At 61.7% G+C, this 19,685-nt stretch carries 17 protein-coding genes; 12 read left to right on the top strand and 5 right to left on the bottom strand.

All coding sequences use genetic code 11. The features are described from left to right. Positions 1-270 precede the first annotated feature (270 nt). On the bottom strand, positions 271-801 hold the full coding sequence (locus E8E68_RS13575) for a histidine kinase (RefSeq protein ID WP_266030875.1): 531 nt from the start codon (positions 799-801) through the stop codon (positions 271-273). 350 nt (positions 802-1,151) lie between these two features. Here E8E68_RS13575 and E8E68_RS13570 point away from each other — a divergent pair, with 350 nt between their 5' ends. Further along, complete coding sequence (locus E8E68_RS13570; protein ID WP_266030873.1) at positions 1,152-2,087, top strand: chemotaxis protein CheV; 936 nt, start codon at positions 1,152-1,154, stop codon at positions 2,085-2,087. Positions 2,088-2,142: 55 nt separating this feature from the next. After that, positions 2,143-2,946, top strand: a complete 804-nt coding sequence (locus E8E68_RS13565) for an MOSC domain-containing protein (protein ID WP_280342145.1) — start codon at positions 2,143-2,145, stop codon at positions 2,944-2,946. 67 nt (positions 2,947-3,013) lie between these two features. Here the strand turns inward: E8E68_RS13565 and E8E68_RS13560 are convergent, their stop codons facing one another. Then, positions 3,014-4,939 carry a transglycosylase SLT domain-containing protein gene (locus E8E68_RS13560; RefSeq protein WP_110745801.1) on the bottom strand — a complete coding sequence of 642 codons (1,926 nt, stop codon included), beginning with the start codon at positions 4,937-4,939 and terminating at the stop codon, positions 3,014-3,016. A gap of 221 nt (positions 4,940-5,160) precedes the next feature. Between E8E68_RS13560 and E8E68_RS13555 the strand changes: the two genes are divergently transcribed. After that, positions 5,161-7,089, top strand: coding sequence for an ATP-binding cassette domain-containing protein (locus E8E68_RS13555; protein WP_110745800.1), 1,929 nt, complete (start codon positions 5,161-5,163; stop codon positions 7,087-7,089). 128 nt (positions 7,090-7,217) lie between these two features. Here the strand turns inward: E8E68_RS13555 and E8E68_RS13550 are convergent, their stop codons facing one another. Beyond that, positions 7,218-7,658: a universal stress protein gene (locus E8E68_RS13550; RefSeq protein ID WP_266030868.1), complete on the bottom strand. Its 441-nt coding sequence runs from the start codon at positions 7,656-7,658 to the stop codon at positions 7,218-7,220. A 110-nt stretch (positions 7,659-7,768) separates the two neighbouring features. Between E8E68_RS13550 and E8E68_RS13545 the strand changes: the two genes are divergently transcribed. The 7 genes from E8E68_RS13545 to E8E68_RS13515 all read left to right on the top strand — a co-directional run bounded on the left by E8E68_RS13545 (position 7,769) and on the right by E8E68_RS13515 (position 16,091). Further along, on the top strand, positions 7,769-8,206 hold the full coding sequence (locus E8E68_RS13545) for a hypothetical protein (protein ID WP_266030866.1): 438 nt from the start codon (positions 7,769-7,771) through the stop codon (positions 8,204-8,206). 563 nt (positions 8,207-8,769) lie between these two features. Further along, complete coding sequence (fadB, locus tag E8E68_RS13540; protein WP_266030864.1) at positions 8,770-10,917, top strand: fatty acid oxidation complex subunit alpha FadB; 2,148 nt, start codon at positions 8,770-8,772, stop codon at positions 10,915-10,917. A gap of 31 nt (positions 10,918-10,948) precedes the next feature. Continuing rightward, entirely contained in the window at positions 10,949-12,124 is a 1,176-nt protein-coding gene (gene fadA / locus E8E68_RS13535) for an acetyl-CoA C-acyltransferase FadA (RefSeq protein ID WP_010953128.1), read from the top strand. 77 nt (positions 12,125-12,201) lie between these two features. Beyond that, on the top strand, positions 12,202-12,453 hold the full coding sequence (locus E8E68_RS13530; protein ID WP_110745797.1) for a DUF1653 domain-containing protein: 252 nt from the start codon (positions 12,202-12,204) through the stop codon (positions 12,451-12,453). Between the two features lie 101 nt (positions 12,454-12,554). Beyond that, positions 12,555-15,164 (top strand): type I DNA topoisomerase, encoded by a 2,610-nt coding sequence (gene topA, locus E8E68_RS13525; RefSeq protein ID WP_266030862.1) that lies wholly within the window; start codon positions 12,555-12,557, stop codon positions 15,162-15,164. A 127-nt stretch (positions 15,165-15,291) separates the two neighbouring features. Beyond that, positions 15,292-15,807 carry a DUF6586 family protein gene (locus E8E68_RS13520; RefSeq protein ID WP_266030859.1) on the top strand — a complete coding sequence of 172 codons (516 nt, stop codon included), beginning with the start codon at positions 15,292-15,294 and terminating at the stop codon, positions 15,805-15,807. A 50-nt stretch (positions 15,808-15,857) separates the two neighbouring features. Further along, positions 15,858-16,091: a hypothetical protein gene (locus E8E68_RS13515; protein ID WP_003248777.1), complete on the top strand. Its 234-nt coding sequence runs from the start codon at positions 15,858-15,860 to the stop codon at positions 16,089-16,091. Positions 16,092-16,155: 64 nt separating this feature from the next. Here the strand turns inward: E8E68_RS13515 and sulA are convergent, their stop codons facing one another. Both sulA and lexA read right to left on the bottom strand, forming a co-directional pair. Then, a complete protein-coding gene (sulA, locus tag E8E68_RS13510) occupies positions 16,156-16,632 on the bottom strand; it encodes an SOS-induced cell division inhibitor SulA (RefSeq protein ID WP_266030857.1) in 477 nt (158 codons plus the stop codon). Positions 16,633-16,645: 13 nt separating this feature from the next. Beyond that, positions 16,646-17,254, bottom strand: coding sequence for a transcriptional repressor LexA (gene lexA, locus E8E68_RS13505; RefSeq protein WP_110745794.1), 609 nt, complete (start codon positions 17,252-17,254; stop codon positions 16,646-16,648). A 216-nt stretch (positions 17,255-17,470) separates the two neighbouring features. On the opposite strand from lexA, the gene E8E68_RS13500 reads away from it, so the two are divergent. Together E8E68_RS13500 and nagZ are read left to right on the top strand one after the other, a co-directional pair. Then, complete coding sequence (locus E8E68_RS13500; RefSeq protein WP_266030855.1) at positions 17,471-18,178, top strand: TetR/AcrR family transcriptional regulator; 708 nt, start codon at positions 17,471-17,473, stop codon at positions 18,176-18,178. Between the two features lie 84 nt (positions 18,179-18,262). Continuing rightward, a complete protein-coding gene (gene nagZ / locus E8E68_RS13495; protein ID WP_266030991.1) occupies positions 18,263-19,261 on the top strand; it encodes a beta-N-acetylhexosaminidase in 999 nt (332 codons plus the stop codon). The last annotated feature ends 424 nt before the right edge of the window (positions 19,262-19,685 follow it).

Below are 19,685 nucleotides of genomic sequence, written 5' to 3'. Positions count from 1 at the left end.
TCGATGTTTTTCTGAGCGCGTGATCTTGCAACTTTTGTGCGGCTCGCAAGCGTTTGTGGGGGCGCATGTTACCACTTCGGATTGCATCGGTCGCGGCTGGGAAACCCTTTGAAACGCCTACTGGCCGGGCATTTTGGGGTAGCAAAGTGCCACCCTTGAATCGAGTGCTGCGCACCGTACGGCAACTAGCGTGGCAACGGTGCAACTTCGCCCATGAAGAACTTGCAGAACTTTCCAAGTTCGACCGGTGCCGGGCTGCAATACACGTACTTAGTTGCACTTGGCTGCAGGTTGATGCGACGGGTGCGGGCGCCCGGCACGCGTGCCGGCTGCCACGTCAGCATGCGGGTGAATGCAAGGGCTACCGTGCTCATCGCAAGCGGCACAGGCTGGCGCGAAGGGTTGCTGTACAGCTTTGGCCAACTCGCCCAGCAAGACCAGTTGCTCGCCAATATCCAGGTTCAGCCGCCCGGTCCGGGGGTCGACCAGCTCCAGCTGCCACGCCAGCAGGGTAAGGCAGGCCTGTACCGCAGGCAGGGCTTCACGTTGCAGGCAGCCGCCGTGGCAGGCCGGGGCCAGCAACTGCTGCAGGGCGCTTGAGTAATGGGCTACTTCACGCAGGCCCAGGCGTGTGGCCTGGCGAGCGAGGCCGTCGAGGGTATTTTCCAGGCAGCGGCAGGCATCCGGATCGTTATCGATCAGTTCCAGATGCCGCAGGCATTCATGCGCCTGGGTCAGCAGCACCTGGGCATCAAGCAGAAAACCCCGCAAGGCTTCATCGAACGATAAGGCAGAGTCCACCATCAGCGCCCCGCGCGTGGCATGGGCGCAGGGGATGAGCACGCCGAAACGATAGCTAGCAAAAGCCTGACTCCATTCATGCAGTGAGAATGGCGTCACATTAATGGCTAAAGGATATCGCGAATATCAGGTTGCACCTGATTACTGGTAAGGGTTTCCCTGATAAGCGGCACGGGTGCGGAACTTTTATCAGGTGCTTGATTGGCCTGCAGTGCCTTGAGTTAAGCATGATGGTAAAGTGATATCAATTGGTTGCGCGGCATTTTCCCGCAAGGGTCAAGGTGTGCGTGAAGCCGCCGATACAGGGTGGATGACTTTACATTTCTCGACTCAAGCCTGGGGGCTTTTCAATGGCAGGCATTCTCGACACGGTAGACCAACGCACGCAACTGGTGGGTGAGAACCGCCTGGAAATCCTGATGTTTCGCCTGGCCGGTCGGCAGTTGTTCGCGATCAACGTGTTCAAGGTGCAGGAAGTCCTGCAACTGCCCAAGCTGACCCTGATGCCTCAGCGCCATGCCTTCGTCTGCGGGGTGGTAAACCTGCGTGGGCAGACGCTGCCGGTGATCGACCTGTCCCAGGCGATCGGCATGCGCCCGCTGCAGCCAGGGCCAGACAGCACCATCATTGTCACCGAATACAACCGGTCGGTGCAGGCCTTCCTGGTGGGCGGTGTCGACCGCATCGTCAATATGAACTGGGAGTCGATCATGCCGCCGCCGACCAGTGCCGGACGCCAGCATTACCTGACCGCTATCACCAAGGTCGACGACAAGTTGGTGGAAGTGATCGATGTGGAGAAGGTGCTCGCCGAGATCGTGCCGTACAACGCACGGGTGTCCGGCGAGAAACTGGCCGACCCGGTGCTGGCCCGGGCGCGTGGCCGCGAAGTGTTGCTGGTGGACGACTCCAGTGTGGCCTTGGCGCAATTGCGTGACACCCTGTCCCAGCTTGGCGTGAAACTGCATGTGGCCAGTGATGGCCTGAAGGCGTTACGCATGCTCAAGGGCTGGGCCGATGCCGGCGAGGACGTGTGCGAGAAGCTGCTGATGGTGTTTACCGACGCCGAAATGCCGGAAATGGACGGCTACCGGTTGACCACCGAGATTCGTAGCGATGCGCGCCTGCGTCAGCTCTATGTGGTGCTGCATACTTCGTTGTCGGGCAGTTTCAACGAATCGATGGTGAAGAAGGTGGGCTGCGACAACTTCCTGTCCAAGTTCCAGCCCGATCGCCTGGTCGACGTGGTCAAGCAGCGGCTGCTGATGGACATCGCCTCTGCGTGATCCGCGGGCCGGCCAGGTATAAGCTTGGCTTTTGGCATGACGCGAGGCGGCAGGGATGTTTCTCAGTGAGTTGTATCGGTACCCGGTGAAGTCGGGGCGGGCGCAAGGTCTGCAGGCTTCAGCGGTTGGCTGTTTGGGGCTGCAGGGTGACCGGCGCTGGATGGTAGTGGAGGAAGAAAACGGACGCTTCCTGACCCAGCGCGCCTGGCCACAGCTTGGCCGCATCGAAGCGCATGACGACGACAATGGCCAGTTATTGCTGCAGGCCCCGGGGCAGGCGCCCTTGCGCGTGGCGGTGCCGCCTGCCGACGAAGCCCTGCGTGGCGTGACCATCTGGCGCGATACCCTACGCGTTCCGGACGCTGGCGATGCGGCGGCAGGTTGGTTGAGCGCGTTGCTGGGCAAGGCCGTTCGCCTGGTACATTGCCCGGAGCAGCGTGCGCGTTACCTGCCCAATGGTTATGGTCTCAACAGTGATCGGGCGGCGTTTCCCGACGGGTTCCCGTTGCTGCTGATTGGCCAGGGCTCGCTGGACGAGCTGAGCCGGCGTATCGGCCGGCCCATGGAAATGCTGCGCTTCCGGCCTAATTTGGTGGTGCAGGGGGCTGAACCATTTGCCGAGGATGGCTGGAAACGCATCCGCATTGGCAGCCTGGAATTCCGGGTGCTCAAGCCCAGTGTGCGGTGCATCTTCACGACCATCGATCCGGCCACCGGTGAGCGCAGCGCTGACCGTGAGCCTATGGCTACGCTGAAGACGTTCCGCGAAAAGGAAGGCGACGTGCTGTTCGGCCAAAACCTGGCGGTTGATGGCAGCGGGCGGTTGGACGTTGGGATGCAGGTAGAAGTCCTGGAGTAGCGATGTTGCCGTTACCGGCCCTATCGCCGTCAAGCCAGCGATAGGGTCGGTACAGGCTCAGCAACAATCACATGTCATCGAAATACCGCTCATGCCAGTCCACCAGCGGCTGCGGTGAGTTCAGCTTTTGCCCGTAGATGACCGAATACGACAGTACGTTTTGCACGTACTGGCGGGTCTCGTCGAACGGAATCGACTCCACCCATACATCGAAGCTCAGATGCTTGGCCCCTTTGAGCCATTGGCGAACGCGCCCCGGCCCGGCGTTGTAAGCCGCCGAGGCCAGCACCCGGTTGCCGTTGAACTGGCTGTGCACCTGGCTCAGGTAGGCTGCACCCAGCTGGATGTTCTTGTCCGGGTTGAGCACCTGCGCCGGTGATGCCAGCGGAATGCTGAACTTGCGCGCGGTTTCCTTGGCGGTGGCCGGCATGAGCTGCATCAGGCCGCTGGCGCCCACTGGCGAGCGGGCATCCTCCATGAAGGCACTTTCCTGGCGGGTGATGGCGAACACCCAGCTCGAATGCAGGCCGCGTACCTTGGCTTCACGCACGAGGGTGTCGCGGTGGGCCATCGGGAAGCGGATGTCCAGGTCGTCCCAATACTGCGCCTGGCTGATGGTGCGGATGGCCGGGAAGTACCAGCGCAATTCATAACCCAGACGGGCCTGGGCGACCATCTCGTCGCGGGTGAAGTGGCGGCTGACGTGGTACCACTCGCGGCGCCCTTCGACGATCTGGCCGCGGGCGTGGAATTCCAGTGCGCGCTGAATGCCCGGTGTGTTACGCACCTTCTTGACCAGTTGCGGGCTCAGCAGCAGCGGCTTGTTGTTCAACTGATACGGGGTCTGGGCCCGGTCGGCAGCGAGGAAACCATAGAAATCACGCTCACGCGCCACGGTTTTGTACAGCAACGGGATCTGCGGGTTGTTCGGCTGTGCCAGTTCCAGGCTGCGTGCCTGCCAGTACTTCCAGCGGCTACTGCTGGCCAGGTCCTGGGGCAGGCGCTTGGTCAACGTGTAGGCGTCTTCCCAGCGGCCCAGGCGCAGCAGCAAGCGCAGGCGCCATTCGCTGACGGTGTTGTCACGCAGCTCGGGGTCGTAGCGGGTCATCAGGTCGAGCGCGCGCGGGTCGTAGCGGCGGGCGAGGGTCAGGCCGATTTCGCGGGCGATGGCCACCTTCTCGTCGCGAGAAAAGTGCATGCGCTGGGCGTAATCGTCAAGCAGCGCCATGGCCTGCTCCGGATTTTGCCGCGCCAGGCGGCGCAGGCCGAGGCTGACTACGTCGGCCATCGCTTCGTTGGCCGGGGTGAAGCGCGATGGCTGGTTGAGCAGCTCGGGCTTCTGCGCCACGTCAACCAGCAGACGCCCTTGCGGAGCAAGGGTGGTCAGGGTCTTGACCAGGTTGTTGGCCAGGCCGTAGTTGCGTGCCTGGGCGGCCAGCTTGGTACGATGCCAGCGCTTGCTCTCGGTCAGCTGGCCTTCGGCTGCCCACATGCCGAACAGCGTATCGCACGCGGCAGGTTGTGACTTGCCCACGTTCCACAGCTTGTCAGCGGTGGCGTTGCCTTCGGCGCGCAGGCCATGGCTGAGCTGGTACTGGCCGTTGAGGCAGTCCAGTTCGGTGAAGTTGAGCTTGGGGTCGTAATACTTGACGAAGGTGTCCCATTCGCCGCGTTCGGCCAGCCAGCGCAACCAGCGCAGTTTCATCCAGTTGGCCTGGGGCAGGTCGCCATGCTTGGCGAGGAAGGCTTCGATTTCCTGGTTGCTTGCGCTTTTCAGGCGTGCGGTGAGTTCGTCATAGGCCAGGTATGGGGTGAGCGGGTAGTCGCTAAGGGCCTGGGCGTAGCGCAGGTACGGGCCTTTGTCGCCCTTGGCCAGCGCACGCTTGGCCTCGTCATAATACTGGCGTTGCAGGGTCAGGTCGGTGGCCTGCGCCGCGCAGGTGGCAGCGGTAAGCAGCAGGCAGGATGCAATATGTAACAGGCGGCTGCGCATGATACGTCCGGGCAGTTGAACCATGGGGAAGTGACGGCGGAGCCAGCACTGTTGGAAGCTATTGCCTTAGCTTAGCTGTTTGCCGGCGGCGGGTGAAAGCACTGTGCTTGTATCGGGATATTAAGTACGACCAGCTGTCACTGACTGCTCGGCGGTTGGCCTGGCGGATGCCGTCGGGGGCCAAGTCAGGTAGAATGCGCCCCCGATTTATGGAGACCAACATGACCCTGCTCAAATTCAGCGATGTGTCCCTCGCATTCGGCGCGATGCCGCTGCTGGACAAAGTGTCCTGGCAGATCGCTCGTGGCGAGCGGGTGTGCATCATCGGCCGCAACGGCACCGGTAAGTCGAGCATGCTGCGCCTGGTCAAGGGCGAGCAGAAGGGCGACGACGGCGAAATCTGGCGTGCCCCGGGCCTGAAGATCGGCGAGCTGCCCCAGGAGCTACCGGTGGCCGACGAGCGTACGGTGTTCGACGTGGTGGCTGCTGGCCTGGATGGCGTGGGTGAGCTGCTGGCGCAGTTTCATCACCTGAGCATGAATATCCAGGGTGACGAAGACCTGGAAAAGCTCATGCACGTCCAGCACGAGCTGGAAGCCCGCGACGGCTGGCGCCTGCAGCAAGTGGTGGAAAGCACGCTCAGCCGCCTGCAACTGCCGGCCGACAAGACCCTGGCCGAACTGTCCGGTGGCTGGCGCCGCCGCGTGCTGCTGGCCCAGGCGCTGGTGTCGGAGCCCGACCTGCTGCTGCTGGACGAGCCAACCAACCACCTGGACATTGGCGCTATCGCCTGGCTCGAAGAGGCCCTGCGTGGCTTCAACGGCGCGGTGCTGTTCATCACCCACGACCGTTCCTTCCTGCAGAACCTCGCTACACGCATCCTTGAGCTGGACCGTGGTGGCCTGATCGACTGGAACGGCGACTACGCCAGCTTCCTGGTGCACAAGGAGGCCGCGCTGGCCGCCGAAGAAACCGCCAACGCGTTGTTCGACAAGCGCCTGGCCCAGGAAGAAGTATGGATCCGCCAAGGCATCAAGGCTCGCCGGACCCGTAACGAAGGCCGCGTGCGTGCGCTCAAGGCCCTGCGTGTAGAGCGTGGCGAGCGCCGCGAGCGTCAGGGCAAGGCCAATATCCAGATCGAAGCGGCCGACAAGTCCGGCAAGCAGGTGATGGTGCTGGAGAACGTCAGCTTCCATCACGCCGACGGCCCGCTGCTGGTAAAGGACTTTTCCATGGTCCTGCAGCGCCAGGACCGTATCGGCCTGCTGGGCGCCAACGGTACCGGCAAGACCACCTTGCTCAAGATGATGCTGGGCGACCTTGAGCCTACAGCGGGCAAGGTGGAGCGTGGTACCAAGCTGGAAGTGGCCTATTTCGACCAGATGCGCCACCAGCTCGACCTTGAAAAGACGGTAATCGACAACCTCGCCGAAGGCCGCGACTTCATTGAGATCGATGGCCAGAATCGCCACGTGCTGAGCTACCTGGGCGACTTCCTGTTCAGCCCTCAGCGTGCGCGCACGCCGGTCAAGGCGCTGTCGGGCGGTGAGCGTGCGCGGCTGCTGCTGGCCAAGCTGTTCAGCAAGCCCGCCAACCTGCTGGTGCTTGACGAACCGACCAACGACCTGGATGTGGAAACCCTCGAGCTGCTGGAAGAAGTGCTGTCCAACTACAAGGGCACCGTGCTGATGGTCAGCCACGACCGGGCCTTCCTCGACAACGTCGTCACCAGCACCCTGGTGTTCGAAGGCGAAGGCAAGGTGCGTGAGTACGTCGGTGGCTACGAGGACTGGATTCGTCAGGGTGGCTCGCCGAAACTGCTGGGCGTAACCGAGAGCAAGGGCGGTAAGTCGGCGCTCAACAGCGCGGTGGTGGAGAAGGTCGAGGTCAAGCCTGAGCCTGTCGCGGCGCCGGTGGTGGAAGAAGCTTCGAAGAAGAAGCTGAGCTACAAGCTGCAGCGTGAGCTGGAGATGCTGCCGGGGCAGATCGATGAGCTGGAGCAGCGCATGGCTGAAGCCCAGGAAGAAGTGAATGCGACTGGCTTCTACCAGCGGCCGATCACAGAAACCTCGGCGGTGCTGGCGAAGATCGAGAAGCTACAGGGCGAGCTGGATGCGCTGGTAGAGCGCTGGGCCGAGCTGGAAGGCTGAGCAGATTTCAACCTGTACCGGCCTCTTCGCGGGGCAAGCCCACTCCCACAGATACATCACACGCCTCAAGGCCAGTGATTTACCTGTGGGAGCGGGCTTGCCCCGCGAAGAGGTCGGTACAGGTTGAATCAATCCTTCTTCAGCAAGCGGACCGCCAGCACGTCGCACGGCGCACCGTGTAGCACATCATTGGCCGTGGACCCCAGCAGCAACGCCAGGCCATGACGGCCATGGCTGCCCACCACGATCAGGTCGCACTTTTGCTCCTTGGCCAGCTGGTGGATTTCCTGGCGCGGTTGGCCGTAGGTCAGGTGCGAATCGCCACGCTGGATGTCCGTGTACTTGTTGAACAGGCGTTCCATGCGCTCCTTGGCTTGGTCGAACTGCTGCTGTTGCAGCTGCGACAGGTCCATCGGCACATCACCGCCGAATGCCATGGCCATAGGCTCGACGATATGCACCAGCGATACCTTGGCGTTCGAAGGTTTGGCGAGCGCCATGGCGCGCTTGATCACCGGGTCGCATTCTTCGGTCAGGTCGACGGCGACCAACAAATGTTCGTATTCCATGAGCGGTACTCCTGGCAATCGCGATAGAAGAAGTATGGTCGCTTTCGGGCGGGTCTTCCGTGAAAAATGGCTAACCAGCTCATTTGCAACGCTTTATGGGATCTACAGATATGACGATATTGCTGGTGGTGTCAATCCTTGCGCTGATTCTCAGCCCGCTCTCCTGGCTGCGCAGTTCGCGCAAGCAGAGCGAGCAGATGCAGTTGCGCCTGGAGGCTCGGCGCATGGGCCTGGCCATGCAGTTGGCGCCACAGCAGTGGCCGCACTGGATGGAAAAGGAGCCACCAAGCCCCTGCCCGCAGTACCACCGGGCCCGGCGCCGGGGGCATGAAGACAGCTTCAGTTTCTGGCAGGTCAGCCCAGGGGTGTGGTGGAACCAGTGGCGCGAACCCTGCCAGGACCCACGTTTCATGGAGGCCCTGGGGCGCTTGCCGGCCACTGTGTACAAGGTCGAGGCCGATGCGCGAATGATTGCCCTGTACTGGACCGAGCGCGGTGATACGGCTGTGTTGCGGGATGTTGCCTACGTCCTCGAAACCTTGGCCTGAGTTCTGCTTTTGCATGGCCCTCCTGCTTCGCGGGTAGGCCCGCCCCCGCAGTGTCGGCGTTCAGCCCGGTAAAACTGCTCTTCAACGACAAAGCGGCGGCTTGGCATACCCCTGAAGGGGTGGGGTGCCAAGTCGCCGCTTTGCGTTCTGCTGTCGCAGAAAAGGCCAGGCAGGCCGGGTATTCATTCAAGCAAGTGCCAGTGTAGCCGTCCACGGTTGCCGCGCAAGGGCAAAGTTGCAACGATTTTCAAGTCGTTGCGGTCAATCGCTGACATGAATGGTCGGCGATCACTGTCATCATGTTTTGTACCGGGACGATAGAAAATGACCGGAAAGTCGCGTTTTCCTCGTGCTTGCGAGCATTTGACAACGTCGGTCTTTTCGGAGAATGTGTGCACACCCAAATCAAACGGGCGTATGAATTGAGCGTTTGTATGTCATGACGCCAAGCCATACTTCCGACTAGCGCGCTGACGGGTGTGCCTGGGGCGGGGCAGTTAGGCCTGCTTTTGCTGCAGCGATCGGCGTGTACAGTTCAGCTTCCATATCGTGGAGATCAGTTGATGATTTACGAAGGTAAAGCCATCACGGTTAAGGCTCTTGAAAGTGGCATCGTCGAGCTCAAGTTCGACCTCAAGGGTGAGTCCGTCAACAAGTTCAACCGCCTTACCCTGAACGAGCTGCGCCAGGCCGTCGACGCCATCCAGGCCGACGCCTCGGTCAAGGGCGTGATCGTCAGCAGTGGCAAGGACGTGTTCATCGTCGGCGCCGATATCACCGAGTTCGTCGACAACTTCAAGCTGCCCGAGGCCGAACTGGTCGCCGGCAACCTGGAAGCCAACCGCATCTTCAACGCCTTCGAAGACCTCGAAGTGCCGACCGTTGCGGCCATCAACGGCATCGCCCTGGGCGGTGGCCTGGAGATGTGCCTGGCGGCCGACTACCGCGTCATGTCCAATACCGCCAAGATCGGCCTGCCGGAAGTCAAGCTGGGTATCTACCCGGGCTTTGGCGGTACGGTGCGCCTGCCGCGCCTGATCGGCTCGGACAATGCCATCGAGTGGATCGCCTCCGGTAAGGAAAACCGCGCCGATGACGCCCTGAAAGTCGGTGCCGTCGATGCCGTGGTTGCCCCTGAGCTGCTGCAGGCCGGCGCCCTGGACTTGATCAAGCGCGCCATCAGCGGCGAGCTGGACTACAAAGCCAAGCGCCAGCCGAAGCTGGAAAAGCTCAAGCTCAACGCCATCGAGCAGATGATGGCCTTCGAGACTGCCAAGGGCTTTGTCGCCGGCCAGGCCGGGCCGAACTACCCGGCCCCGGTCGAAGCCATCAAAACCATCCAGAAGGCCGCCAACTTCGGCCGCGACAAAGCCCTGGAAGTAGAAGCCGCGGGCTTTGCCAAGCTGGCCAAGACGTCGGTTGCCGAGAGCCTGATCGGCCTGTTCCTGAACGACCAGGAGCTCAAGCGCAAGGCCAAGGCGCATGACGAAATCGCCCATGACGTGAAGCAGGCCGCCGTGCTCGGTGCCGGCATCATGGGGGGTGGCATCGCCTACCAGTCGGCGGTCAAGGGCACTCCGATCCTGATGAAGGACATTCGCGAGGAAGCTATCCAGCTGGGCTTGAACGAGGCTTCCAAGCTGCTCGGCAACCGCGTCGAGAAGGGCCGTCTGACCCCGGCCAAAATGGCCGAGGCACTCAACGCCATTCGCCCGACCCTGTCCTATGGTGATTTCGCCAATGTCGACATCGTCGTCGAAGCCGTGGTCGAGAACCCTAAGGTCAAGCAGGCCGTGCTGGCTGAAGTGGAAGGGCAGGTGAAGGACGATGCGATCCTTGCCTCCAACACGTCGACCATCTCCATCAACCTGCTGGCCAAGGCGCTTAAGCGCCCGGAAAACTTCGTCGGCATGCACTTCTTCAATCCGGTGCACATGATGCCGCTGGTGGAAGTGATCCGTGGCGAAAAGTCCAGTGAAGTGGCGGTCGCCACCACCGTGGCCTACGCCAAGAAAATGGGCAAGAACCCGATCGTGGTCAACGACTGCCCGGGCTTTTTGGTCAACCGCGTGCTGTTCCCTTACTTCGGCGGTTTCGCCAAGCTGGTCAGCGCCGGTGTCGACTTCGTGCGCATCGACAAGGTCATGGAAAAGTTCGGCTGGCCGATGGGCCCGGCCTATTTGATGGACGTGGTCGGCATCGACACCGGCCACCACGGCCGAGACGTCATGGCCGAAGGCTTCCCGGACCGCATGAAGGACGAGCGCCGCTCGGCGGTCGATGCGCTGTACGAGGCCAACCGCCTGGGCCAGAAGAACGGTAAGGGCTTCTACGCCTACGAAACCGACAAGCGCGGCAAACCGAAGAAGGTCTTCGATGCCACCGTGCTCGACGTGCTCAAACCGATCGTGTTCGAGCAGCGTGAAGTCACTGACGAAGACATCATCAACTGGATGATGGTCCCGCTGTGCCTGGAGACCGTGCGTTGCCTGGAAGACGGCATCGTCGAGACCGCTGCCGAAGCCGACATGGGTCTGGTCTACGGCATTGGTTTCCCTCCCTTCCGCGGTGGTGCGCTGCGTTACATCGACTCGATCGGTGTGGCCGAATTCGTCGCCTTGGCCGATCAGTATGCCGACCTGGGGCCGCTGTACCACCCGACCGCCAAGCTGCGTGAAATGGCCAAGAACGGCCAGCGCTTCTTCAACTGAGCGGTCAACGAGCTAGAGCGAGAGATTTGATATGAGCCTGAATCCAAGAGACGTGGTGATTGTCGACTTCGGTCGCACGCCAATGGGCCGCTCCAAGGGTGGCATGCACCGCAATACCCGCGCCGAAGACATGTCGGCGCACCTGATCAGCAAACTGTTGGAGCGCAACGGCAAGGTTGACCCGAAAGAAGTCGAGGATGTGATCTGGGGTTGCGTCAACCAGACCCTGGAGCAGGGCTGGAACATCGCCCGCATGGCTTCGCTGATGACCCCGATCCCGCACACCTCTGCGGCGCAGACGGTCAGCCGCCTGTGCGGCTCGTCCATGAGCGCGCTGCACACCGCCGCCCAGGCGATCATGACCGGTAACGGCGATGTGTTCGTGGTCGGTGGCGTGGAACACATGGGCCACGTCAGCATGATGCACGGCGTAGACCCCAACCCGCACCTGTCCTTGCATGCCGCCAAGGCTTCCGGGATGATGGGCCTGACTGCAGAAATGCTCGGCAAGATGCACGGCATCACCCGTGAGCAGCAAGACCTGTTCGGCTTGCGTTCGCACCAGCTGGCCCACAAAGCCACGGTCGAAGGCAAGTTCAAGGACGAGATCATCCCGATGCAGGGCTACGACGAGAACGGCTTCTTGAAGGTGTTCGATTTCGACGAGACCATTCGCCCGGAAACCACCCTCGAAGGCCTGGCATCGCTGAAGCCTGCGTTCAACCCCAAGGGCGGTACGGTCACGGCCGGTACTTCGTCGCAGATTACCGACGGCGCCTCGTGCATGATCGTCATGTCCGGTCAGCGTGCCATGGACCTCGGTATCCAGCCATTGGCGGTGATCCGTTCGATGGCAGTGGCCGGTGTCGACCCGGCAATCATGGGCTATGGTCCGGTGCCATCGACCCAGAAAGCCCTCAAGCGTGCCGGCCTGACCATGGCCGATATCGACTTCATCGAGCTCAACGAAGCCTTTGCTGCACAGGCCCTGCCAGTGTTGAAAGACTTGAAAGTGCTCGACAAGATGGATGAGAAGGTTAACCTGCACGGCGGCGCCATTGCCTTGGGCCACCCGTTCGGTTGCTCCGGGGCGCGCATTTCCGGCACCCTGCTCAACGTCATGAAGCAGAATGGCGGTACCCTGGGGGTGGCGACCATGTGCGTCGGCCTTGGTCAAGGTATCACCACTGTCTTCGAACGCGTCTGATCGCGTAGCGGGACAGCAGCCGGGGCCATGTGCCCCGGTTTTGTTTTTTTCAGGTTTTTTTCAAGAGGGTGGGCAACATGCAGATACAGCCAGGCATCTACCGGCATTACAAAGGGCCTGAGTACCGTGTCTTCAGTGTTGCGCGGCACTCGGAGAGCGAAGAGTGGATGGTGTTCTACCAATGCCTGTATGGTGACTACAGCTTCTGGGTACGGCCACTTTCGATGTTCCAGGAGTCCGTCGAGGTTGACGGCGAGCAGGTGCCACGCTTTGCTTTGGTCAACGCCGAAGAAGGGCTGCCTGGCTTGCTGGGCAAGTCGCACGAGTGATCGTTCGAACTTGACCTCACACTTTTGCCACTATATATAGCGGTGCCGCGTCTAGGCACCTGACGCGTTTTTCATCTTCAGATTCAGGAATACTCCGATCCATGGGCAAATCGCTGGTCATTGTGGAATCCCCGGCCAAGGCCAAGACCATCAACAAGTACCTGGGCAACCAGTACGTGGTGAAGTCGAGTATCGGCCATATCCGAGACCTCCCCACCAGCGGTTCGGCCAGCGCAAGCAAAGAGCCGGCCGCCAAGCGTGGCAAGGCCGCGGGTGAGGCTCCGGCCCTGTCGCCGAAAGAAAAGGCCCGTCGCCAGCTGGTCGCACGCATGGGCGTCGACCCTGACCACGGCTGGAAGGCCAAGTACGAGATCCTGCCTGGCAAGGAAAAGGTGATCGAAGAGCTGCGCCGCCTGGCCAAGGATGCTGACACCATCTATCTCGCAACCGACTTGGACCGCGAAGGGGAAGCCATCGCCTGGCACCTGCGCGAGGCCATCGGTGGCGACGACACCCGCTACAAGCGCGTGGTGTTCAACGAAATCACCAAGAAGGCCATTCAGGAAGCGTTCTCGCAGCCAGGCCAACTGGACATCGATCGGGTCAACGCCCAGCAGGCGCGGCGCTTCCTCGACCGCGTGGTCGGCTACATGGTCTCGCCGCTGCTGTGGGCCAAGATTGCCCGTGGCCTGTCTGCCGGCCGTGTACAGTCGGTGGCGGTGAAGCTGGTGGTTGAGCGTGAGCGTGAAATCCGCGCGTTCATCCCTGAAGAGTACTGGGAGATCCACGCCGACCTTGGCACCGCCAAGAACGCCAAGGTGCGTTTCGAGGTGGCGCGCGAGAAGGGCGAGGCCTTCAAGCCGCTCAACGAAGCACAGGCCATGGCGGCGCTGGAGAAGCTCAAGGCTTCCAGCTACAGCGTGGTCAAGCGCGAAGATCGCCCGACCAGCAGCAAGCCATCGGCCCCGTTCATCACGTCCACCCTGCAGCAGGCGGCCAGTAATCGCCTGGGCTTCGGCGTGAAGAAAACCATGATGATGGCCCAGCGCTTGTACGAAGCCGGCTACATCACCTACATGCGTACCGACTCGACCAACCTGTCGGCTGATGCCCTGGATATGGCCCGCAGCTACATCGAGCGCGAGTTCGGCAAGCAGTACCTGCCGGAAGCGCCGCTGGTCTACGGTAGCAAGGAAGGCGCTCAGGAGGCCCACGAAGCGATTCGTCCTTCCGATGTGAACACTCATCCGACCAAGCTCAGTGGCATGGAGCGCGACGCCGAGCGCCTGTACGAGCTGATCTGGCGCCAGTTCCTGGCCTGCCAGATGCCGCCAGCGCAGTACCTGTCCACCAGCGTTACCGTCGCCGCCGGCGATTTCGAGCTGCGTGCCAAGGGCCGTATCCTCAAGTTCGACGGTTACACCCGCGTGCTGCCGCAGCAGAGCAAGCCGGGCGAAGACGACGTGCTGCCAGAGATGGTGCAGGGTGAAGCACTCAAGCTGATCCAGATCGACCCGAGCCAGCACTTCACCAAGCCACCCGCACGCTTCACCGAAGCCAGCCTGGTCAAGGAGATGGAAAAGCGCGGTATCGGTCGCCCGTCGACCTACGCGGCGATCATTTCCACCATCCAGGATCGCGGTTACGTGACCCTGCACAACCGCCGCTTCTACTCCGAGAAGATGGGCGATATCGTCACCGAGCGCCTGTCGGAGAGCTTCTCCAACCTCATGGACTATGGCTTTACCGCCGACATGGAAGAGAACCTCGACGACGTGGCCCAGGGCGAGCGTGACTGGAAAAACGTGCTTGACGAGTTCTACGGCGACTTCAGCAAGAAGCTGCAGACCGCCGAGTCCAGCGAAAATGGCATGCGCGCCAACCAGCCGACCATGACCAACATTTCGTGCAAGGAATGTGGTCGGCCGATGATGATCCGCACCGCTTCAACGGGCGTGTTCCTCGGTTGCTCGGGCTACAGCCTGCCGCCGAAAGAGCGCTGCAAGGCTACCGTCAACCTGGTGCCGGGCGACGAGATTGCCGCTGACGATGAGGGCGAGTCAGAATCACGCGTGCTGCTGGGCAAGCACCGCTGCCCGATCTGCGCCACGGCGATGGATGCCTACCTGCTGGACGAGAAGCACAAGCTGCACATCTGTGGTAACAACCCGGATTGCGCTGGCTACGAGATCGAGGAAGGCAACTACCGCATCAAGGGCTACGAAGGGCCGAGTCTGGAGTGCGACAAGTGTGGTAGCGAGATGCAATTGAAGACCGGCCGTTTCGGCAAGTTCTTTGGTTGCACCAACCCGGCATGCAAGAACACTCGCAAGTTGCTCAAGAGCGGCGAAGCGGCCCCACCGAAGATGGACAAGGTGGACATGCCCGAGCTCAAGTGCGAGAAGGTGGACGACACCTACGTGCTGCGTGACGGTGCTTCGGGGTTGTTCCTGGCCGCCAGCCAGTTCCCGAAAAACCGCGAAACTCGCGCGCCGCTGGTGCTGGAGATCGTGCCGCACAAGCATGAAATCGACCCGAAGTACCACTTCTTGTGCGACGCGCCGCAGAAAGACCCGGACGGCCGCCCAGCGGTGATCCGCTACAGCCGCAAGACCAAGGAGCAGTACGTGCAGTCCGAGGTTGATGGTAAGCCGACAGGGTGGAAGGCTTTCTACGACGGCAATGCCTGGAAGGTTGAAGACAAGCGCTGATCTATCGGTGCTGTAATCTGGGGCCGGTTCGCGCCCCTTCGCGGGCAAGCCTGCGAAGGGGCGCAAACCGGCCCTGATCATTTATGATGCTGGTATCCGCCTTGTAGCCTTATTGGAGGGCACTGAAATGGCCCAGGAAACCTACACCCGTACCAACCAGAAATTGTTCTTCGCCGGCCTCGCCCTGGAGTCCATGGCCAAGGCCGAGCAGAGCCAGGCCATGAATGCCCAGGGCTTGGTCCAGGCCGAGCGCGAGTCGGCGCTGTTTCATCTGTACGGTGCGCTGCTAGGCATGTGCCATGAAATCGGTGCTTTCTACCGCCTGCCGGTTGTGGCAAGCGTCGAGCAGGCTTTGGCGGACGACAGCCTGAACGGTATCGCCATCCCCGAAGTCGCCGAGCTGCTGGAGCTAGCCCGCCAGCGTGAAACCTGGCTGGCGCAAATGCTCGCTGCTTATGCCGATTTGTTCCGACCACCTGTCGCCAGGAAAGCGCCGAAAACTGACGTCACTCAGCCGCTGATCCAGGCTGTGAATCTCGATGAGCCTGAGCATCCAGCGCTTTCGCGTAGCGAGCTGGAGAGCTGGCGCAACAACCTCAAAGGCCTGGTGAGACGTTTCCGCGACGCGTTGAGTGAGTGCTGATAGCCGCAACGGCTGGTACAATACTGGCCTTTCGCGGAGAACTGCCATTTATGTCTACGTCGTTTCTGGAAATTGTCGAGTTGCCTGATGGCCGCATCGAACTGCGTCGCGCCGAGGATGAGGGCTCTCTGGTAACCTTGGATTTCTCGGAAGACGCCAAGGTATTCTTGCAGGGTCAGCATGTGGAAGTGGCCAAGGCCATGCTCAGTGTGGGCGTGCAGATGGCTGGTCGCCTGATGGATGGCGAGCTGGAGCGTGATGAAGGGCCGCGCGTGCTGCACTAGGCTTTACGCCCTCACGGTGCAGCAGCTAATCAGGCTTTTTGAAGTGACAGGCAAAGCCTGAACATCAGCCGAGGCGGATGTTCAGGCTTTGTGCGTTTCCGGTACTGGCAGCGCGCAGCAGTTGCTGGCGTGCAGTGGCATTGACGCTGCCCAGCCAGCTGACCACTGTGTGGCTGAGGCCCAGGCGCAAGGCTTCGCAAGCCAGTTGCAGCGGGCTTTGGTTGCTGCGAGGTTGCAGCAGCAGGATGCGTTCACGGTTGAGGCCGGCATCGCGCAGCCAGGCCTGGGTCAGGCTCGATGGCGGGGCGATCAGGGTCAGCCAGCGGGTCTCGTCTTCTTCGCTCAGCTCGCGCAGTACGGGTGCCAGCAGGCTTTGGCAGTGCACGGGCGTGCCGCGCAGCGACAGTTCACTGAACAGCTCGGGCTGGCTGCTCTTGCGCGCCGCGTCGCTGGCTTTGAGGCCAGGTAGCACGGGTTGGGCGAGGAATGCTTCGAACAATGGCAACTGGGCTTGCTCGGGTGCGTGAAAGAACTGCTGCATGACGCCTCCTGGATCAGCGGCGAATGACGCCGACGCTCAAGCCCTCTATCACCAGTTCCTGTTCTTTCAGGTCGACTTCGATGGGGGCGAATTCGGGGTTTTCGGCCAGCAGCCAGACCTTGCTGCCTTCGCGCTTGAAGCGCTTGACGGTAACTTCGTCGCCGATGCGGGCCACGACGATCTGGCCGTTGCGGGCCTCGCGGCAGGTGTGCACTGCCAGCAGGTCACCGTCGAAGATGCCGACGTCCTTCATGCTCATGCCGTGTACGCGCAGCAAATAGTCGGCCTGGGGGTGGAAGAAGGCAGGGTTGATGTTGCAGGATTGCTCGATGTGCTGTTCGGCGAGAATCGGCGCACCGGCAGCCACACGGCCGATGATCGGCAGGCCGCTTTCTTCGGCCTTGGCTTCGAAACCAGGGATGCGGATGCCGCGGGAGGCGCCCGGGGTCATTTCGATCGCACCTTTGCGGGCAAGGGCCTTGAGGTGTTCCTCGGCTGCATTGGGCGACTTGAAGCCCAGCTCCTGAGCGATCTCGGCGCGCGTCGGCGGGAAGCCGTTGTCTTCCAGGCAACGCTTGATGAACGCGAGAATTTCGGCTTGGCGTGGCGTCAGTTTCAACATGTTGTGCGCTCTGTCTTTTTGTACAGTGACTGGGATTATATACAGTACTGGATGCGCTGCAAGCCAAAAGGCGCAATAAACAGCAGGGGTTGGCACTTGCAGCTGGCCGTCTGGCGCTTTTAAATGGCGACCGCCTGGTCACGGAGCCTTGACAGATGCAGGGCTGAAACGTATGTTTCAAACACCTGTTTGTCTGGCGGAGTAGTCGGAGTAGTCATGGCCCAATCGGAAACCGTTGAACGCATTCTCGATGCTGCCGAGCAGCTGTTCGCGGAAAGGGGGTTCGCCGAGACCTCGTTGCGGCTGATTACCAGCAAGGCCGGGGTCAACCTGGCGGCTGTCAACTATCATTTCGGCTCCAAGAAGGCCTTGATTCAGGCAGTGTTCTCGCGTTTCCTCGGTCCGTTCTGCGCCAGCCTCGAGCGTGAACTGGAGCGGCGCCAGGCCAGGCCGGAGCACAAGCCCAGCCTCGAAGAGCTGCTGGAAATGCTGGTGGAACAGGCGCTGGCCGTGCAGCCGCGCAGCAACAACGACCTGTCGATTTTCATGCGCCTGCTGGGGCTGGCCTTCAGCCAAAGCCAGGGCCACCTGCGGCGCTACCTGGAAGACATGTACGGCAAGGTATTCCGCCGCTACATGCTCCTCGTCAACGAAGCCGCCCCCCGTATTCCCCCGCTGGAGCTGTTCTGGCGTGTCCACTTCATGCTGGGGGCCGCCGCTTTCAGCATGTCGGGTATCAAGGCCTTGAGGGCCATTGCCGAGACCGATTTCGGCATCAACACCTCTATCGAGCAGGTGATGCGCCTGATGGTGCCGTTCCTGGCGGCGGGCATGCGCGCCGACAGCGGTGTCACCGACGACGCCATGGCCACTGCGCAGCTCCGCCCGCGCAGCAAGGCCGGTACTGCCACGGCCAAGGCCTGAAGGCTGGGCGCAGCGGGGCTGCTTGGGCTAAGCTAGCGCCGCTTTTGTTCAGTCTTCAAAGAAGGATTACCCATGACCGTCAGCCTGCAAGGCTCCTTGATGGTGGATATTGCCGGTAAATGGCTGACCGCCGAAGACCGCCACCTGCTGCGCCAGCCTGAAGTCGCTGGCCTGATCATCTTTGCCCGCAACATCGACAGCCCGCGCCAGGTGCGTGAGCTGTGTGCTTCCATCCGCGCCATCCGCCCTGAACTGATTCTTGCCGTCGACCAGGAGGGCGGCCGCGTGCAGCGTCTGCGTCAAGGCTTTGTACGCCTGCCGGCCATGCGCGCACTGGCTGACAACGACAACGCTGAGTACCTGGCCGAGCAGTGTGGCTGGCTGATGGCGACCGAAGTGCTGGCGGTCGGTCTGGACCTGAGCTTTGCGCCAGTGCTCGACCTCGATCACCAGCGCAGCGCCGTGGTGGGTAGCCGGGCCTTCGAGGGTGACCCGCTGCGTGCCACGCAGTTGGCCGGGGCGTTCATCCGTGGCATGAATGCGGCAGGCATGGCGGCCTGCGGTAAGCATTTCCCCGGGCATGGCTGGGCCGAGGCTGACTCGCATGTGGCCATTCCTACCGACGAGCGCAGCCTGGAGCAACTGCGCCAGGCCGATCTGGTGCCGTTCAGCCGCCTGAGCGGGCAGCTGGCCGCCGTGATGCCGGCGCATGTCATCTACCCGCAAGTCGACAACCAGCCAGCCGGCTTCTCGCGGCGCTGGTTGCAGGACATCCTGCGTGGCGAGTTGGGCTTTGACGGGGTGATCTTCAGTGACGACCTGTCGATGGCCGGTGCGCACGTGGTGGGTGATGCCGCCAGCCGTATCGAAGCAGCGTTGAGTGCCGGCTGTGACATGGGCCTGGTGTGCAATGACCGGGCAGCAGCGGAGCTGGCACTGAGTGCGGCGCAGCGGATGAAGGTCAAGCCGTCGCCGCGGATTGCGCGGATGCGTGGTCAGGGCTATGCCCGCACCGACTATCGCCAGCAGCCGCGGTGGCTGGAGGCGTTGGGGGCGTTGAAGGAAGCCCAGCTGGTCGATTGACTGCCTCGGCCTCTTCGCCGGCTAAAGCCGCTTCTACAGGGATTGCGCTAGATTCTAGAAATTGAGCGAGCCAGTTGTTTCCCCAGGTACTGCATCAGCCTCAAGGCTGCGGGGGTGCCTGTGGGAGCGGGCTTGCCCCGCGAAGCATCCAACACACGGTGCATGGCACGGGCTTCGCCCGTGTTCGCGGGACAAGCCCGCTCCCACAGGGATTGCGCTAGCTTCTGGAAATTGAGCAAGCCAGTTGATTCCCCAGGTACCGCATCAGCCTCAAGCCCGCTCCCACAGGGGATTGCGCTAGATTCTAGAAATTGAGCAAAACAGTTGTTTCCCCAGGTACTGCATCAGCCTCAAGGCTGCGGGGGTGCCTGTGGGAGTGGGCTTGCCCCGCGAAGCATCCAACACGGTGGATGGCACGGGCTTC

Source organism: Pseudomonas sp. BN607, assembly GCF_029871175.1.
Taxonomy (GTDB): Bacteria; Pseudomonadota; Gammaproteobacteria; order Pseudomonadales; family Pseudomonadaceae; genus Aquipseudomonas.
Note: the sequence above shows the minus strand (reverse complement) of the source record. Positions and strands in the feature narration are given on the sequence as shown.

Coding starts and splice junctions, on each gene's coding strand:
- E8E68_RS13570 (WP_266030873.1), top strand. CDS start 1,152: ATGGCAGGCATTCTCGACACGGTAGACCAACGCACGCAACTGGTGGGT.
- E8E68_RS13565 (WP_280342145.1), top strand. CDS start 2,143: ATGTTTCTCAGTGAGTTGTATCGGTACCCGGTGAAGTCGGGGCGGGCG.
- E8E68_RS13560 (WP_110745801.1), bottom strand. CDS start 4,939: ATGCGCAGCCGCCTGTTACATATTGCATCCTGCCTGCTGCTTACCGCT.
- E8E68_RS13555 (WP_110745800.1), top strand. CDS start 5,161: ATGACCCTGCTCAAATTCAGCGATGTGTCCCTCGCATTCGGCGCGATG.
- E8E68_RS13550 (WP_266030868.1), bottom strand. CDS start 7,658: ATGGAATACGAACATTTGTTGGTCGCCGTCGACCTGACCGAAGAATGC.
- E8E68_RS13545 (WP_266030866.1), top strand. CDS start 7,769: ATGACGATATTGCTGGTGGTGTCAATCCTTGCGCTGATTCTCAGCCCG.
- fadB (WP_266030864.1), top strand. CDS start 8,770: ATGATTTACGAAGGTAAAGCCATCACGGTTAAGGCTCTTGAAAGTGGC.
- fadA (WP_010953128.1), top strand. CDS start 10,949: ATGAGCCTGAATCCAAGAGACGTGGTGATTGTCGACTTCGGTCGCACG.
- E8E68_RS13530 (WP_110745797.1), top strand. CDS start 12,202: ATGCAGATACAGCCAGGCATCTACCGGCATTACAAAGGGCCTGAGTAC.
- topA (WP_266030862.1), top strand. CDS start 12,555: ATGGGCAAATCGCTGGTCATTGTGGAATCCCCGGCCAAGGCCAAGACC.
- E8E68_RS13520 (WP_266030859.1), top strand. CDS start 15,292: ATGGCCCAGGAAACCTACACCCGTACCAACCAGAAATTGTTCTTCGCC.
- E8E68_RS13515 (WP_003248777.1), top strand. CDS start 15,858: ATGTCTACGTCGTTTCTGGAAATTGTCGAGTTGCCTGATGGCCGCATC.
- sulA (WP_266030857.1), bottom strand. CDS start 16,632: ATGCAGCAGTTCTTTCACGCACCCGAGCAAGCCCAGTTGCCATTGTTC.
- lexA (WP_110745794.1), bottom strand. CDS start 17,254: ATGTTGAAACTGACGCCACGCCAAGCCGAAATTCTCGCGTTCATCAAG.
- E8E68_RS13500 (WP_266030855.1), top strand. CDS start 17,471: ATGGCCCAATCGGAAACCGTTGAACGCATTCTCGATGCTGCCGAGCAG.